Raw genomic sequence first — 17,851 nt, forward strand, 5'->3', positions numbered from 1 at the left:
CGGTGATGTGTGATTGTAAGATTGAGCTTGTGGTTTTTGATTTGGGGCGGGTGTTGGTGCGGATTTGTGATGACTGGGGGGAAGCATTTGAGCGGGCGGGGTTTGTGGTGCCTGAGGAGGTGAAGGGGCTATTGGAGACGGGGGTTGTTGGGGAGGCGAAGGAGGCGTTATTGAAAAATGAAGTAGGGGCGATTGGCTCTGAGGCTTTTTATGAAATCTATGGGCAACTGTTTGGGGTAGAGAAGGATGTAGTTGCAAAGGTGGGCAAGTGTTATTTGCAAGGGAAGTTTGAGGGAGTGGATGAATTGATTGCGGATTTGAAGGCTGTCGGGGTAAAGACGGCATGTTTGTCGAATACGAATGAAGCGCATTGGGAAATTATGATGGGGCGGGATGTGGGGTGTGGGTGTGATGAGGATCAAGGAGGGGAACTGGGTGGGAATAGTGCCCTGCCCTTGGGGGAATTGGATTTTGCGTGGGCGAGTCATTTGATGGGAGATCGGAAGCCGAATGAGAGTATTTACTGGATGGCGGAGAGCTTGGCGGGCATAAAAGGGGAGCGGATTTTGTTTTTTGATGATCTGCTTAAGAATGTGGAGGCGGCGAAAGGCTGCGGATGGCGGGCGGAGCGGATTGGTGATCGGGATGATCCGGTGGGTGAGATGCGTGGGCATCTGCGGGCATATGGGTTGCTGGATTGATAAGATGTGGAGACTGGTGTGGGGCGTTTACGGGGCGATTATTGAGGAGGGGGATCATGATGGAGATCAGGCATGGTGAATAAGCGAGATGATGAGATTCAGGGGCTGAAGAGCGGGAAAAAGGTGTTTTTATTGACGCTTGTGATCTGTGTGGTTGTGCCGCTGCTGGGGGTGGTGGTTGCGTTGTATATGAGTAATGACCTGAAGGGTGTGAGTGATGTGGATGAGATGAAGGTCGAGCCATTGATTTGGGGCGAGCGGGGGGCATGGGAGGTGATGAAGGTGAATCCGACAGAGATTGTGAAGAAGCCGGGGCACCGACCTCCGTTTGAGGGGCGGGTGCGGAAGAATTTGGATTTTGAGATTGGAGCGGATGAGCTGGCTGTGATTGAGGAGGTGAAAGGTGGTGAGGGCATGGGGATTGAGGGGGCGGAGGCTGAGTTGGAAGAGGTTGGGCTAGGTGATGGTTTGTTTTATGCGGAATATGTGGCTGGGCGAAGGCTAGAGCGATCTGGTGATGTGGAGAAGGGGCAAGAACGGCTTGAGAGGGCGTTTGCTTGGACGGAGAAGGTGCTGCGGATTCGATTTAAGGATGCTGCTGGGCGTCCGTTACGGGGTGTTGAGGTGGGGTTGGTGAGTGTGATTTGTGCGCAGAAGCGTGGTGGTGTGCTGAATGAGGATGTGGAATTGGTGTTCGCGAATGAAAAGACGGACGAAAAAGGCTATATTTACTTGCCTGTGTATGACACGGTGCTGCGGTTTGGTGAATTTCCGGAGCAATTGGGGGCGGGAGAGGTGATCAAGCGGGGTTGGGGGTATGAGTGGTTTGAGGTGCCGGGGCGTGTGGGTGATGTGGGGGACGCGGTTGTGGTAGGACGGTGAGAAAGCAAACAGACAACAGTGATCGTGGCTGCGAGGCTATGGTCAATCAAAACGCAATAATCCAACAGTGATCCGTGAAAGGATCAGGGAGCAGTGATGACGACCCCGACCGATGCTGATCGTGCAAATGTGAGTGAGATGATGAAGGTGGCAAGGGTCGAGGTCCGGCCGAAGGCTGGCGAGATTGATCCTGAGGGGATGAAGGTGCTGGCTGAGGCGCAGGGTGTGCTGGCGGGTGTGAAGGAAGTGAAGGCTCGGGGATTGTATTTGGTTGAGGGGCCGCTGAGTGACGAGCAGATTGATAAGGTGGCGGGCGAACTTCTGGCAGATCAGGTCAATCAGCGATATACGATTGGCGCGGATGCCATTGGTGATGATGCTGTGAGTGTTGAAGTGCATTTCAAGCCAGGTGTGATGGATCCAGTCGCTCAATCGACCAAAGATGCAATTGTTGAAATGTTGAATGGGGTGGATGTTGATACGGTTGATGTCAGCACAGGTAAGCGGTTTGATTTTGTGATGGAAGCTGGAGCGGCGAAGCTAAGTGAAGCAGAGCTGGATGCGTTTGCTGAGCGGTATCTGGCGAACCCGGTGATTCAGGATATTCATCATGATCAATATCACCCGAGTGAGTTTGTTCACGGTCATCGATACGAATTGAATCTGGGGCATGTGGCTATTCGTGAGTTAGATGATGAGGGGCTGATGAAGCTGTCTCGCGAGGGGCATTTGTTCCTGAGCTTGACGGAGATGAAGTGTGTCCAGGAGTACTATCAGAAGGCAGATCGTGAGCCAACGGATATTGAGCTTGAAACGTTGGCACAAACGTGGTCGGAACATTGTGTGCACAAGACGCTGAAGTCGTCTGTGAGATTAAGTGAAGAAGGTGGGGTTTCGATTCCGACTTTGAAGAAGGAAACGATTGGTGATCGTAAAGGGCATAAGGTCAATGAAGATGGGTCGGTGACAGTTGATAATTTGCTGAAGTATACGGTTGCTGCGGCAACGTTTGAGTTGATGGAGGAGGAGCCGTATAAGAGTTGGTGTATCAGCGTGTTTGAAGACAATGCGGGGATTGTGAAGTTTGATGAAGAGGATGCGGTCTGTATTAAGGTTGAGACGCATAACCATCCCTCGGCGATCGAGCCATATGGTGGTGCGGCGACAGGGATTGGTGGGTGTATTCGAGATATTATGGGTACGGGGTTATCTGCGAAGCCTATAGCGAATACGGATTCATTTTGTGTGGCGATGCCTGATACGGCGAAGTTGCCGAAAGGTGTGATTCATCCTAAGCGAACATTAGAACAAATTACGGCTGGGGTACGCGATTACGGGAATAGGATGGGGATCCCAACAGTGAACGGGATGGTTTATTTTCATGAAGATTTCGTTGGTAATCCGCTGGTTTTTGCGGGTTGTGTTGGGCTGATGCCAAATGATAAATGTTTTGGTGATGCGGCACCGGGTGACAGGATCATAGCGTTGGGTGGCGCGACAGGACGTGATGGGATTCATGGGGCGACGTTCTCAAGTGCGGAGTTGACGGATACTCATGCGGATGAGTTTTCACATGCGGTTCAGATCGGTAATGCGATCACGCAGAAGAAGACGATGGATGTGATTCTGCAAGCGAGAGATCAGGAGGATGGCCCGTTATATAGCGCGATCACAGACTGTGGTGCTGGCGGGTTTAGTAGTGCTGTTGGTGAGATGGGTGAGAAAGTCGGGGCTAATGTCCAGTTAGACCAAGCGCCATTGAAATATCGAGGGCTGAGTTATACTGAGATTTGGATCAGTGAGGCTCAAGAGCGGATGGTGATGTCGGTGCCGGTTGAAAAAATTGATCGGCTAAAGGCGATGTGTGCTGCTGAGAATGTTGATTTCTGCGATCTCGGTGAGTTTGGTTGTGTTGAAAATGACGAGCCGATGTTGACGCTGAATTATCGGGGGACAGAGGTTGGCAAGCTGAGTATGAAGCTGATGCATGAAGGGATTCCGACGCCGTTACGTGAGGCGAAGTGGGATTCAGAGAAGGCGGGTGGTTTTGCTTCCGGTAAGGGTGATGTGAAGGACTTGCCGGGGGAATTGAAGGGTGTGTTGAAGGGAATGCTGGGGTCGCCGAATATTGCTTCGAAGCATTGGATCGTGCGGCAGTATGATCATGAGGTGCAGGGCGGCTCGGCGGTGAAACCGTTGGTTGGTCCGTGTCAAGATGGGCCAGGAGATGCATCTGTTGTGCGGCCGAAGCTGGGTAGTATGAAAGGGATTGCGCTGTCATGCGGTATGGGGGCGCATATGAGCGAGAAGGCAACGGCGGCTGGTGTTGCGAAGGATGGTGACTCCTATTGGGCGACGCTTGCTGCAATCGATGAAGCGGTAAGGAATGCGGTGTGTGTGGGTGCTGATCCAACGCATATTGCGATTTTGGACAACTTCTGTTGGCCGGGTTGTGATGATGCATACTTGATGGGGTCATTGGTTAGAGCGGCTGAGGCTTGTTATGACGGTGCGATGGCGTATAAGACGCCATTCGTTTCGGGCAAAGATTCGCTAAACAATCAGTTCACGACCGATGAGGGTGTGCGATATACGATCCCGCAGACACTCTTGTTGAGTGCGATGGGGATGGTCGAGGATGTGCGGAAGTGCGTGACGATGGATGCAAAAGCGGCGGGCAATGTATTGCTCGTTGTTGGCAAAACGGATAGTGCAATGGGCGGGTCGAGCTACTGTACTGTTTATGGGGATCAGTCAAGGAATATGATGATTCCGAAGGTTGATCTTGAGATTGGGCCGCGAACGGCAAGAGCGGTGGCGGGGCTGATTGATCGTGGACTAGTGAAGTCGGCTCACGACTGTAGCGAGGGTGGTATGCTTGTTGCGGCGGCAGAGATGGCTTTTGCAGGGCGTGTGGGATTGGATCTTGAAATTAAAGGCGTGCCGAGCGATGAAGCACTAGACACGATAGCGGCTTGTTATGCGGAGACGCCGAGCCGCTACCTGATTGAGGTTGCGAGTGAGGATGTGAATGCTGTTGTGAGTCAGCTCAAAGAGGCAGGTATTGCATTTGGGCAGGTTGGCGTTTTTGGCGAAGGAGACCGGCTAACGGTCGCGTCAGAGAAGGACGGTCGGGTGATGGATGCGTCGCTGGCTGAGCTTGTTGAAGCTTGGCGTGAGACGCTGGATTGGTAAGTTGAATTTTTGGAATGTAAAGGCTGACGCCAAGGTGTCAGCCTTTTTTCATGGACGTACGGTTGGGATGACATGGAAGATGCTGGTGTGGTTATAATCTTGGCATGACAGCAGAGAAGAACAAGAAACGTACGTTGTATTTGATTGATGGTCATGCGCAGATTTTCCGTGCGTACTATGCGATTCAGAATGGGATGACGAGCCCTGTAACTGGGGAAGCGACAGGTGCGACGTTTGCGTTTACGAACATGCTGTTCAAATTTTTTGAGGGTAGTCAGCCTGAACATGTGGTGATGGCAATTGATATGCCAGGGAAGACATTTCGTGATGATTTGTTTGGAGAGTACAAGGCGAATCGCAAGTCGCCACCAGAGGATTTTGCGGAGCAGGTGCCGCGTATACTTGAGGTGACGGAAAAATTTGGAATCCAGGTGATCGGTGTTGAAGGTTTTGAAGCGGATGATGTGATTGCAACGATTGTTCAGAAGACACTTGATGATTCGTCGCTTGAGGATGTAGAGATCAAGATTGTGTCGCGGGATAAAGACCTTGAGCAGTTGCTTCATAAGCGTGTGAGTATGTATGACATCCATAAGGATGAGACGATTACGATTGATGATTTGATGGCTAAGAAGGGGATCAAGCCCGAGCAAGTGGTGGAGTTGCAAACATTGACCGGTGATAGTGTAGATAATATTCCGGGTGTTGAGGGGATTGGGCCTAAAACCGGGATTGCATTGGTACAGCAGTATGGAACGGTTGAAAATCTTGTGGCACATCTTGATGAATTGAAGGGTAAGCGGAAAGAGAAGATTGAGGCTGCAAAAGAAATGCTCCCTGTATATCGAGAGTTAGTGACATTGAAGCGTGATATGTCATTGGAAGAGTATGCATGGGAAGGAACAACACCGAAAGCGATCGAGACGGAAGAACTACGAAAAATATTCATGGATTTGGGATTTAAGCGGCATATAAACGACTTAAATAAGCTGAGTGGAAAAGAAATTGTGACGGAGCCGGTCAAAAAGAAAAAGCCAGTGAAATCAAGTGGCAGGTTTGGTGGCACATTATTTGATATGGTTGATGACGTAGAGGAGGTTCAGCAAGCAACACGGACGCCGGGGATGACGTACACAGAAGATTATGCCTATCGTGCTGTCGTGACGAGTGACGAATTAAATGAGGTGATCGAGGAACTGAAGAAGGCTGGCCGGTTTAGTATTGATACTGAAACGGTGGGGCTCGGGCATCGCACAAAAATATGTGGGATCTGCTTGAGTTGGAAGGTTGGTGAAGGGGTTTATGTTCCGATTCTATCGCCTGAATCCAATGGACATTTGAATGAAGCAACGGTACTGAATGCACTTCGAGATGTGTTAACGGATGAGAAAATTCTGAAGTTTGGACACAATATTAAGTATGACTATCTGGTGCTTAGATATGCGGGGGTAAAGATGGAAGGGGTGGCTTTTGATTCGATGATTGCGGCATGGTTGATGGAGCAGCCAGGATTAGGGATGGATGATTTGTCGTATGCGATCTTGAATCATGAGGCGATGCCGATCAGCGATTTGATTGATACGAAAGCAAGTCGGGGAAAGAAAAAGACGAGTGATAAGCCGAGTACGATGGATCTGGTGCCACTAGAGCAAATTACGCGCTATGCTGCAGAGGACGCTGATTTGACTTTGCGGTTGTGTGAGCATTTTGAGAACGAGCTGAAAGAGCATGATTTGATAGGGCTGGCAGATGACCTAGAGATGCCGTTGATTGAAGTGCTTGCAGAGATGGAATTTAATGGGATTCGTGTTGATCCAGAAGAACTTGATCGGCAGTGTGAGAAGTTACGTAAAAAAGTTGATGAGCTACGGATTACGATTTTAGATTTATGTGGGTGTGATTTTAATGTGGATTCGCCGAAACAGTTGGGGGATGTGTTGTTCAATCAACTTGGGTTCCCGGTAATCCGTAAAACTAAGACGGGAGTATCCACGAGTGCGGAGGTGCTTGAGAAACTGGTTGGTCATGAAAAGTCGCCTGAGGGTAAAGAAGCGTTACCTGGCATGATTATTGAATATCGGCAGATGACGAAGTTAGTGAATACATACTTGATTGCACTCAAGGACGCGATTGATCCTGAAAGTAAGCGGATTCATGCTTCGTTTAACCAAACAGGTACATCGACGGGACGACTATCTTCAAGTAATCCTAACTTGCAGAATATTCCTATCCGTACAGAGATGGGGCGTGAGATACGCAAAGCATTTAAGGCTGAGGATGGTAGCGTATTGGTGAGTGCGGATTACTCGCAGATTGAGCTGCGGGTTTTGGCTCATCTCAGTGGCGATGAAAATCTAGTAACCGCGTTTAAAGACGGAGCTGATATTCATGCAGCGGTCGCATCACAAGTCTATGGGGTTGACGTGCACGAGGTGAGTAGCGAGCAGCGTAGTCATGCAAAAACGATTAATTTTGGGATTATCTATGGCATAACGCCGTATGGTTTGGCGAGGCGAATTGAATCTCTTGATAATGATGGCGCAAAGCAGTTGATTAATGATTATAAGCGTAAGTTTCCTGGCATTGATTCTTTTTTGCAGCAATGCGTTGAAGAGGCAGAAACGGATGGGTATGTAAAGACGATCATGGGACGTCAGCGTTCAATTGGACATCTTGATTCGAAAAACCCACAAACCCGTGCATTGGGTGAGAGGCTTGCGATTAATTCAGTGGTTCAAGGGTCGGCCGCGGATTTGATTAAAATTGCGATGGTGAATTTGCAAAGACGGATTGAGCGAGAATCGCTACCCATGAAGTTACTGCTACAGATTCATGACGAACTGGTGATTGAATGCGCAGCAGAAGATGAGAAGGCTATGGCGAGTATTCTGAAAAAAGAGATGGAGACAGCGATCGAGTTGCACGTCCCGTTGCGTGTAGATGTAGGATCTGGACCAGATTGGTATGATGCTAAATAGTGTTAGTAGTTATAGAAATACTCTTGTAATTGCTTTGGATTTTTGGTTTTAGTAATTGCGAATTTGAGGAGTATGCGTGCTTTTTGTGGGAGAAGATCATCAGCTGTAACAGTGCCGATCTCGTCATCATTAATTTCGTTGTTGCGTTTGATAAAACCACTTGGGATACGAGATGCCCTGACAACAGGGACGCCTTCCTGAATAACGTCCTTAACCGCATCAAGTGCGGATTCTGACATGTTACCATCTCCAACGCCAGCAATAACGAGGCCATCATAGCCTAAGTCTGCTGCAGACCTAATGATATCGCCGGACATATTCTGATTGGCATAAATGATTGCAACGCGAGGCAATGAGTTTGTGTCTTTGGAAAGCGTGAAGCCACTGTTAACTGTGTGCTTTTTGCTGATGATGCGAAGTTCACGAAAATCGCCGTAGTTAATTTCACCGAGATAGTTGTCATTCGCGGATTGGAATGTATCGGTTTGGTGAACGTTACGTTTGGTCACATCGCGTGCTGCAATGACCAAGTCATCCATTGCGACTAGTACGCCCTTACCTTTCGCTTGCGGGTTCGCTGCGAGTGCGACAGCATTGTATAGATTGAGTGGGCCATCGGCTGATAGCGATGTGGCTGGACGCATGGAACCAACGACGATGATTGGTTTGTCGGAGTCAACTGCAAGATTGAGGAAGTATGCTGTTTCTTCTAGTGTATCTGTGCCATGTGTGATGACGACGCCATCAATATCTGAATGCGAAAGAAGCTCGTTGACTTGATGGGTAAGCTTAATGAGATAATCATCCGTCATGTTTTGTGAAGAAATTTGAGAGAACTGAATGCCTGAAATATTGGCTACATTTTTAATTTGTGGTACGGCTTCTATGAGTGTGACAATGCCGAGCTGTCCGGGCTGGTAAGTAGCAGATGTATTGCTTTCGCCCACACCAGCAATCGTCCCACCTGTCGCAATAATCGTGATATTAGGTAAATCGGGTTTTGGGTCTGGCTGCTCGTATCGAGTCTGTGACTCAACAGAGTCTTGTGCGTAAACATAAACGACACTTAGGACGATAGCGAAGCTCAGAGCAGTCATGAAGGCTGCTTGTGCGTGCGATTTGATGTAATGCATGCGTTTTCCTCATCGAAGGCGTTCAACATTATCAGAGACTCATGTTGATTGTATTTCATTGAGGATGGTCTGAGTCAATTCCCAGAAGTTCTTTTCCCTATAAGTGGTCGGGGAACCCGGTAGTGTAGGGATTCGTTGCGTGTGATGATTCCAATGATTTTGAGCAGCCAAAATGTGTTGAGATATCTGGGATTTATCGGATGTAACTTTATTCTTGTATCGATGATGGTAGAGAGATAATGCTGCGGACAAATGATAGATGGTCTCGGCTAGTGATTCTATATACAAGAATGATGTTATGAGGGGGTCTAAAGTAGTGTGATTTTCTGTATTTAAATGTTGCTGAAGTTGTGTGCGGAGTTTGGCGATGGTTTGAGATGCATGACGCTTTTCTTCAATAAGATCTGCTTGTACTTCTTGAGGTAACTTTTGGATGATGCGTGAGAGTGCGTCTACGTCAATAACATCGTCCTGTAGCCAATGCTCATTTGGATACCATGCGTCAATATGCTGCTCAGCGAGTGGTTTGATATAGAAGAGGTCCCTGCATATCGCATGCGACTGTGTCGTGATACGAGATAATAAGTCAGTTAGTTTTGGATCATGAATATCCAAGCGTTCTGTGATCCATTCATGGATCAATTGCCCCTGATCGAGTTTAGGATTGTCGGTGAGTTTCGGGGCGGAGAACACATTCAAATCAATCCAGCTTTCATTCTTCACGAATGGGCCACCCCAACCACCACCACGAACCCATGCAAGCGATCCCGAAAATTCTATTTGCTTAGCAACCGTTGCAAGCCCCTTGGTATTTTTGGTTTCAGGCATTCCATGCTGCCATAGAGGCAATTGCCAATTGGCCACTGTTCCTTTACCTTCGAATTCACGTTGACATTGGAATTCATAAATAATGGAGTAGTCATTGAATTCCAGTGATGCTTGGTTCCAGGATTGATATCGCCAAAAATCAGTTTGCGTGGATTTGAAAGAAATCATGAACTGGTCATTGGGTTTTGCAACAGAAGGGAGTTTTTCAGCCAAGCGGCTTGCAAGATCTGTTGAGTCGTGTAAGCCGTTTGGTCTTACATTCCACGCACGTACAATAAGTTGTTTGTTAAAAGTCGATACGACGGTGTTGTATGAGTGTTTTATTGCGTAAAGAATACGATCTAGCTTGTTAATTCCACTACATTTTGGGCAATAGGGGGCATAGATGTCGTTGCCACTAAGGAAAGGAAGCCGTGTAGCATCAGAATCGCCAAAGCGGAGCACAATGCCACAAACTTCGGGCCAACGTGTTAAGTGTGCTGATAAAGCTTGGATGCTAAGCTCGTAAGCTTTCTTACTCGACGGGCATATTGTGTCGGTTCTGTTCTTGCAGCAAATGCTATTGCGATCCATATCAACAAGATCAGTCGGCAAAACAAGCATGTCGTAGAAAAGATAAACAGATAAGCCTGCGTCAACAGCTGATTTGATCTCTTGATCAACACGCTGGAAATGTGAATTGACCCAGCGTTTATATTCGGGATCGATGATCACATCAGGGTTCGGAATTCCAGAGAGAGCCGTCGTGTGATAAACGACAACGCCATTATAGCCGAGGTCTTTGAGTTCGTGCGGATTATGGTACCGTGAATCAATTAATGGTTCACCGGGATTCTCAATGAGTGTTGCAAGCTTAAGCATGTGCGGCGTGCTTTCATGAATCATGACGAATCAGAGTTTAGAGGGTTCGAGAGCGTCTTGTTGGTGAGTGGGTCGAGGAGGCTGGCATTGGTTTCGCTTATAAAAGTGTAATATGAGAGCGGGATTATGAACAGTTGGAGGAGTGTCGCGAAACCTAGACCAAACATGATGGAGATCGTGAGAGGTTGCCAGAATTCACCGCCGCCAGAGATATTAAGTGCGAGTGGGATAAGGCCGCCTATGGTCGTGACGGTGGTCAAGAAGATTGGGCGAATACGTAACTGCCCTGCTCTAATACATGCTTGTTCAGAGGATAAACCAGCTTTTTTAAGACGATTAATGAAATCCACAAGGACGATCGCATCGTTGACGACAATACCAGAAAGTGCGACAACGCCGATCATAGCAGATATTGAAAAATAGAACCCGCAGATCATGAGGCCAATTGATACGCCTACAAGTGAGAGTGGAACAGAAAAAAGTATGATGAGTGGCTGAATAAAGGAATTAAATTTTACAGTCAGGATAATGAGCATCGCGCCAAAAGCAATGATGAGAGCGATTGTCAAATCTTCTAAAGCGTCATCTCGAATCTTGTTCTCGCCGCCAAATCTAATGGTCAGCGCCGATGAAGATTGGATAATATTCGTGCTTCGATCATTCAGAAGCTGACGCTGTTCAGATAATGAAAGATCTGTGCGTAAATATTCAATGAGCTTCTTTTTGATGTCGTCTGGTATGACATCGTCATCTAGGTGACTGCGTATATTAATGACACGTTGCTGATCGTAGTGCCGGATAACATTGGCATTATACTGGTGGTCGATATCAGCAACTTGTGAAAGTGTGACAATACGACCGGTTTCGGTGCGGATCGGTAAATTGTTAAGGTCACGAAATTCATCCCGCATGTTTGGATTATTACGTATACGTATGTCAATTTCCTCATCGCCACCGAAATCAACATCACTTACGCGAACGCCTTCGAATGCAAAATTAACTGCTGATGCGATCTGAGCTGCATTAACATCATAGAGTGATGCAGTTGCTCGATTTGGTTCAACGACGAGCTCGGGACGCATGCGATAATCATTGGAGACATCGTATGTTCCGGGCAAAGACCGGAGGAATACTTCTATTTCAGCGGCCTTTTCGGCAAGTGACTCCAGCGGCGTATCGCTATTTCCAAGTAAGCGAATTAGAACAGGTGAACCTGTTGGTGGGCCTTCTTCTGGAACGCTAACACGCGTTTTAACACCAGGTATAATTGGCAGTTCATCCGCAATGGCTTTTCGAATTTCACTTGCAGAGCGATCACGATTTTCAGCTAACTCGAGTTCGACATAAACCATCCCAAATTCAGGGCCTGCACTATTATCGTTGTCTAGATTAATGTTTAATGCCCCGGGTTCGCCAATCGTTGTGACTGGTTTAACGCGATTCGAGGCTCCACTTGGAAGATACCATTCATCTGGATGGACAGCTTTCAAAATTGCTGATTCAATACTCGCAGCGACTTCTGTAGTTTTTTGTTCCATAGAGGAACCTAAAGGTAGCTCAAAATATACTTGGACTATTGGCACGTCTGCCTTTGGAAAGAATTCAAACTTTATCGCGCCAATACGAAACAAAATGACGGGTGTAATCGACATGAGTATGGACAGGATTAATACTGTGAATCGATGGTGAATGGCATACTGAATCATATTGCCATAAATTTGACGGATACGACTGTCTTGAACAAATGTATTGGCTGAGCGAATTTCAATTTGAGCAGGTGTTAGATTTTCCGGATTCATTTCAGAAAATGATTTTTGTAATTTACGTTTTGGTACTTTCATAACATACATGCTCATGACCGGCAGCAGGAAATGGTCAACGAGCATGGCCGCTAAGAGGGCAAACATAACAGTTGTTGGTAGTAAGGACATGAAATCGCCCATCACGCCTCTCACTACAAACATTGGGCCAAAAGCAGCAAAAGTTGTTAAATAGGCACCAATTAATGATGGCCCAACTTCGTTAATACCTCGTTTTGCGGCATCTACAGGCGATTCGCCTAATTCACGGTGACGGAAAATGTTCTCGCCAACAATAATACAACCGTCAACAACCATACCAATGACTAAAATCAAAGCAAAGAGAGTCATATTATTAATTGATATGTCCGGCATGATGGTGCGTTTTGCAAGCCACATAAAGGCGCCCGATGCTAAAATAGCAAAAGGTACAGCAATACCAATTAGAAAGGCGTTTCTGTAACCGAGCATGATCCACAGGATGATAATGACGAGAATCGTGCCATACACCGCAGACATGCCAAGTTGAGAGATCATGTAGCGAATCTCGCGAGCTTGTGATCGAACAGTACCAACCGTAGTATTTTCGCTTTTACCATCAGCTACAAAACGATCAACGATCTCTTGAATACGATCCGCTGCTCCTAAAACATTTACATCAGTTTTCGCTCGGGCAAGCAATACGACAGCATCATCACCGCCATAACGTGCGATGCTGTCAGGGTCTTTGTTGCCAAATTCAACATGCGCAACATCATGTAGAAGAATTGGCTTCCCATCTCTAGTTCCAAGAGGAATTGTTTCAATTGCTTCAAGTGATTCAATTTTAGTTTTAGCTCGAACACGTGCGTCATTGCCCGTTGCAATTGTTATGTCTCCGGTTGGAGAGTCGATATTTGACGATGAAACCGCTAATGCAATTTGGCCATAACTAAAACCATACAAGGTCATACGGTTTGGATCGACATTAATGATGATCTCATCTTCTAGACCACCGAATATGTCAACTGCTGAAATGCCAGAAACTTCCTCGATATGTCTCTGCAATTGATCTGCTATACGTCGACGTTGCTTTGCGGAATCGCCCCCAGCAATGAAAACTTGGATTATTGGCCAATCTTCAAAAGCGATATCAGAAACTAATGGCCCTGGATCTGTTTGAGCATCCTCTGGAAATTCGCCTTTGATTCTATTGATCATGCTCTCGACGTCACGTTTAGCTTCTTTGACGTCTACACCATCATCGAAAACAAACTGAACGAGTGCTGCGCCATTTACTGCTTGAGACATGACCGAGCCTTCATCTCGCAAGTCGCTAAGTGTCCCGACTTCTTCTTCGATTCGTCTTACTATTTGCGATTCATTCGTGGCCGGTGAACCGCCCGGATTGGGTATAGCAACAAGAATGACGGGTAGCTTAACACGAGGCGTTCTCTCTTTAGGGAGAGATATTGCCGCAACCAATCCCACCAAGCACATAATTACGGCAGCCAAGATTACAAGACGAGGTTTTTCAATCGCGCAATCGCTGATTTTCATCTTTTTCTTTCGATTGATATACAGCCATTATGGTGTGTTACTCGCTTCGCGTTCATTAGCAGTAATCGTGACCTCGTTCATGCTGGGGTCTTCCGATTGAGTATCACTGATACGAACCACCTCGCCATCAATTAAAACTGAATTACCTTCAGTGAGAAGTGTAACATTGTCCATTGGAAGATCGATGATTAAATAGTTTGCGTTATCTATATAATCTGGCTCAATTTCTAGACGTTTTGCTCTGACTGTGCCTGCACCGGTATCCGCTTCTGCGACGAATGCAATAATTCTACTTCCCTTCTTGCGGACTGCATCTGCGGGGATCGCATACGCTTTAACTGTTCGGATTTTTACATCTGCTCTGCCGATCATTCCCGGTCTGAGTAAGCCATCGCTATTGTCAATATCTACATCAATATTAAATAAACCTGAAATATTGTTTGCCATTGGTGGGATCGTTGCGACCACACCTTTACGTTTGATCAAACCATCGTCATTGCCTTTCCGGCGTGTATCACTTCTCAACGCTTCAATGTAAACATCAACTTCTTGGCCTAACTTGAGTAAGCCAAGTTTGCGCTCAACTACACCGATATCAAGCTTAACTTTGCTGATATCAACTAAAGTGACAATATTGTCTTGCGGCGAAACCATTTGACCTAATTCTGCGGGGATGGTCGCAATCGTGCCATCAATTGGCGCTAAAAGAGTCGTGTCTTGAAGATTAACTTTGGCCACTTCATATGCAGCAGTTGCGGACTCTTTCATAGCAACGGCTTCAAGTTTTTTCGCCTTCGCATTTTCGACCGCAACTTGAGCTAATGTTTCCGCTAATTGAGATCGTTCCATTTCACGTTGAGTTGCAGCATTACTTTTTTTAAGTTTGACGACACGTTTGCTTTCAATAATGGCATCGGCAAGTCGAGCTTCAGCGTCCGCGATTGCGGCATCACATGCGCTCAGTGCTGCCTTTGATTGTTCTATCGAAGCTTTGGCGGCGGCTAACTGAGCGATGTAACGATCCTGTTCAAGTTTCGCAAGCGTCTCGCCTTTGGAAATGGTATCGCCTCTGCTGAGTAAGTTTTGCTGAAATTGATCGCCAATCTGCGCGATTCGGCCGGAGATTTGAAATCCCATTTCAACTTGTGAATCTGGCTCAATCAGACCGAAGAATGATTCAGTCATGACATATGGGCTTTTCTTAATTTGGAGACTTTTGACTGGAACTGCATTTTTAATTTGAGGGGGTTGTAAATCATATGAATTACCAGATCGCAGGTATCCAATCAAAACGATGATTGCGATGAATGCACCAAATACTGAAAAAATCAAAAGTCTGGCTTTCATGTTTGAAAACCCCGTTTATTTCTTGCAGACATACCCATGTAAGGATTGACTATATTTGCTGATAGGTTACCGATAATAGTGGCGAATATAACAATATTATTATATCGACTTTTTTGAGATAGCTGACTTTGCATGTGTATCACCAATGCGTAGCTTTCCAAACTACGCTAGAATATCGGGCACTCATGAGTCAGCAAATACATTTTTTCGATCTAACGGATAAAGAATTAGCAGAGACTTTCCAGAGCTTTGGCCTGTCAAAGTTTCGTGCAAAGCAAATATTGGATTGGGTTTATGCGAAGGGTGTTATTGACCCAAATCAAATGACTAATTTATCTGTTAAGGATCGTGAACTTGTTAAGAATAAACTTGAATTCTTGCAAGGGGTGGCTGTTAAACATCAAGTCGCGACTGATGGGACACAAAAATTACTGATCGATTGGGCGCTCTCGGGCAATTCCTTGAGTGTGCTGAATAATCAAGAAGGTGGCTCCGAATCGCAAACAGAATGCGTCATGATCCCAGCAGTGTCTGGAGTCGGATCACACAGAAAGACGGCATGTATTTCCAGCCAAGTGGGTTGTCCCGTTGGCTGTTCATTTTGTGCCTCTGGTATTGGTGGACTTGACGCAAATCTGACTACTGGGCAAATTGTCCAGCAGGTTTGGCAATTGGCTCAGCTCGATCAGGTTGGCCGTATAAGCAATGTTGTGTTCATGGGGATGGGTGAGCCTCTATCTAACTTTAATGCGGTTACAAAGGCGTTGCGGATTATTAATGCCCCGTGGGGCCTTGGGGTCAGCGCCCGAAAAATCACTGTAAGCACTGTTGGCTTGCCAGCCCAAATTAAGAGATTGGCTCAGTTTGATCTACCAATCACACTCGCGATCAGTTTGCATGCTCCCAATGATGAGATCCGAAAAGAGCTCATACCTTGGGCTGAGTATGTCACGATCGAGCAGCTCAAAGACGCTGCGAACACTTATTTCGAGCAATCAGGCCGTGAAGTTACGCTTGAGTATATTTTGATTGGTGGTGTGAACGATCAGCGTGAGCACGCCAAGGAATTATCTGTTTTAGCCCGCAGTATGCGATGTAACATTAACCTGATTCGCTATAACGAAGTGGATGGGATGCCATACCAGCGTCCATTAAATGATGATGTCTTACTGTTTCAAGCAATTCTACAGAAAGCTGGGCTTAACGTTCACATCAGGGCTAGCCGCGGTCGGGATATATCCGCAGCATGCGGGCAATTGCGGCACGAGCACAGCAAGTAAGCTATTGAGCGCATTAAAAAAGCGTACCCGGCAGGATTCGAACCTGCGACCTGCTGATTAGAAGTCAGCTGCTCTATCCAACTGAGCTACGGGTACACTGTGCAACAATCATAACGAGAGACATCTTTTCTTCAACTGCCAGCTGCTGGTGTTGACGCTTGTGAAGAGAGTGATGCCGAGGTCATTCAGCGCATAAAAAAAGCTCAGCATTTTGCTAAGCTTTAATGAGAACGAGAGCGACGGGGATCGAACCCGCAACCTCTGGATCGACAGTCCAGTGCAGGAAAACCTAAAACTATTAGTAACAGTGACTTAAAAACCTTGTACCATATTTGTACCAAATATGCGCCAGAGGCGAGCGGCAATGATTTAATCGGCATATTGGATGGGTTAAGGAAGATGTCACGGGACGAGGTACGGGGGGTTCACGATCTAATCGGCAATCTAGCCACCCTGCCCCCTGCAATGCGGAGGCGTGCATTACTTCAAGATTAAATAGGGCAATTGGTATAATCCCATGTGTATCTGAGGCGGTACAGCTTGGGGACTGTACCGGATATGACAAAATCAATAAACGATCTTGCGATCATGACGAAATCGGGGTCGAATGACGCAGCGAATGAACTCTATTATGAGCTTCGCCGATATTTAGCTGGCACAATCAAGTCACGTTCAATCCCCGGTATGGACGAGGACGATATTTACCACGAAATTTATGCCCTCATCATCACAAACGGCCTAGAGCAGTGGCGGGGGGATTCATCGTTCGGGACATACTGCACATCAATTGCGAAAAGAAAGCTGATTGACCTTTGGCGAGCATCACACGCCGCGAAGCGAATCACGCTTGATATTGCTCTGTCGATTGATGCTGAGCGTGAGGGTGATGGGGGGCGCATCGCGGACAATATTGTGGATAACTCGATCGGCCGTAGCTGCGATGAAAAGCTGGGGGAGTTGGCTGGGCTGTTGGAGCGAGTGCGCGACCTTGGGGTATTGAGCGATTATGAGGAAGAAACGATTCTGTATCGAGGAGAAGGGTGGAAGGTGAAGGAGATAGCGGGCAAGATGAGCAGAAGTCGCCGTTCGGTATCGAATGCGATCCAAAGGGCACGCCGCAAGTGTGTTTTTGTATCGAAAATTAGCTCTGAAAATAGCTCAGAATTGCTACAGCAACGGAAACAACGGTCACGACCAATGGCAAAGCCCATCTCACCCAGACGGAGGCGGCTTTACGATCCGCATCAGCTCGTCTTTGATTTTCTTCTAGCATCGTAAGTCGGTGTTTGAGTCCCGGCTTACCATTCC

Annotated in this window: 10 protein-coding genes and 1 tRNA gene; 6 read left to right on the forward strand and 5 right to left on the reverse strand. The window is 46.9% G+C overall.

All coding sequences use genetic code 11. From position 1 onward, the window contains the following. Positions 1-5 precede the first annotated feature (5 nt). The 4 genes from KS4_RS08490 to polA all read left to right on the forward strand — a co-directional run bounded on the left by KS4_RS08490 (position 6) and on the right by polA (position 7,756). Positions 6-701: an HAD-IA family hydrolase gene (locus tag KS4_RS08490; RefSeq protein ID WP_145077008.1), complete on the forward strand. Its 696-nt coding sequence runs from the start codon at positions 6-8 to the stop codon at positions 699-701. A 72-nt stretch (positions 702-773) separates the two neighbouring features. After that, positions 774-1,583: a hypothetical protein gene (locus KS4_RS08495; RefSeq protein ID WP_145077010.1), complete on the forward strand. Its 810-nt coding sequence runs from the start codon at positions 774-776 to the stop codon at positions 1,581-1,583. A gap of 96 nt (positions 1,584-1,679) precedes the next feature. Then, the gene (locus KS4_RS08500) at positions 1,680-4,778 is read left to right on the forward strand and encodes a phosphoribosylformylglycinamidine synthase subunit PurS (protein ID WP_200761721.1); all 3,099 of its coding nucleotides are present in this window, start codon (positions 1,680-1,682) and stop codon (positions 4,776-4,778) included. Between the two features lie 104 nt (positions 4,779-4,882). After that, on the forward strand, positions 4,883-7,756 hold the full coding sequence (gene polA, locus KS4_RS08505; RefSeq protein WP_145077012.1) for a DNA polymerase I: 2,874 nt from the start codon (positions 4,883-4,885) through the stop codon (positions 7,754-7,756). A gap of 2 nt (positions 7,757-7,758) precedes the next feature. Here the strand turns inward: polA and KS4_RS08510 are convergent, their stop codons facing one another. The 4 genes from KS4_RS08510 to KS4_RS08525 are packed head-to-tail and all read right to left on the reverse strand — an operon-like array spanning position 7,759 to position 15,263. Continuing rightward, positions 7,759-8,889: a type II asparaginase gene (locus tag KS4_RS08510; RefSeq protein ID WP_200761722.1), complete on the reverse strand. Its 1,131-nt coding sequence runs from the start codon at positions 8,887-8,889 to the stop codon at positions 7,759-7,761. Between the two features lie 39 nt (positions 8,890-8,928). Continuing rightward, complete coding sequence (locus KS4_RS08515) at positions 8,929-10,602, reverse strand: hypothetical protein (protein ID WP_145077014.1); 1,674 nt, start codon at positions 10,600-10,602, stop codon at positions 8,929-8,931. Continuing rightward, positions 10,599-13,916: an efflux RND transporter permease subunit gene (locus KS4_RS08520; RefSeq protein ID WP_145077016.1), complete on the reverse strand. Its 3,318-nt coding sequence runs from the start codon at positions 13,914-13,916 to the stop codon at positions 10,599-10,601. Before KS4_RS08520 ends, KS4_RS08515 begins: the two co-directional genes overlap by 4 nt. Positions 13,917-13,943: 27 nt before the next feature. After that, positions 13,944-15,263, reverse strand: coding sequence for an efflux RND transporter periplasmic adaptor subunit (locus KS4_RS08525; RefSeq protein WP_145077018.1), 1,320 nt, complete (start codon positions 15,261-15,263; stop codon positions 13,944-13,946). A 185-nt stretch (positions 15,264-15,448) separates the two neighbouring features. On the opposite strand from KS4_RS08525, the gene rlmN reads away from it, so the two are divergent. Beyond that, on the forward strand, positions 15,449-16,543 hold the full coding sequence (gene rlmN / locus KS4_RS08530; protein ID WP_145077020.1) for a 23S rRNA (adenine(2503)-C(2))-methyltransferase RlmN: 1,095 nt from the start codon (positions 15,449-15,451) through the stop codon (positions 16,541-16,543). A gap of 22 nt (positions 16,544-16,565) precedes the next feature. Here the strand turns inward: rlmN and KS4_RS08535 are convergent. Continuing rightward, a tRNA-Arg gene (locus KS4_RS08535) sits at positions 16,566-16,639 on the reverse strand. 462 nt (positions 16,640-17,101) lie between these two features. On the opposite strand from KS4_RS08535, the gene KS4_RS08540 reads away from it, so the two are divergent. Continuing rightward, a complete protein-coding gene (locus KS4_RS08540) occupies positions 17,102-17,821 on the forward strand; it encodes an RNA polymerase sigma factor (protein WP_145077022.1) in 720 nt (239 codons plus the stop codon). The last annotated feature ends 30 nt before the right edge of the window (positions 17,822-17,851 follow it).

The organism is Poriferisphaera corsica (assembly GCF_007747445.1).
GTDB classification, from domain to species: Bacteria; Planctomycetota; Phycisphaerae; order Phycisphaerales; family Phycisphaeraceae; genus Poriferisphaera; species Poriferisphaera corsica.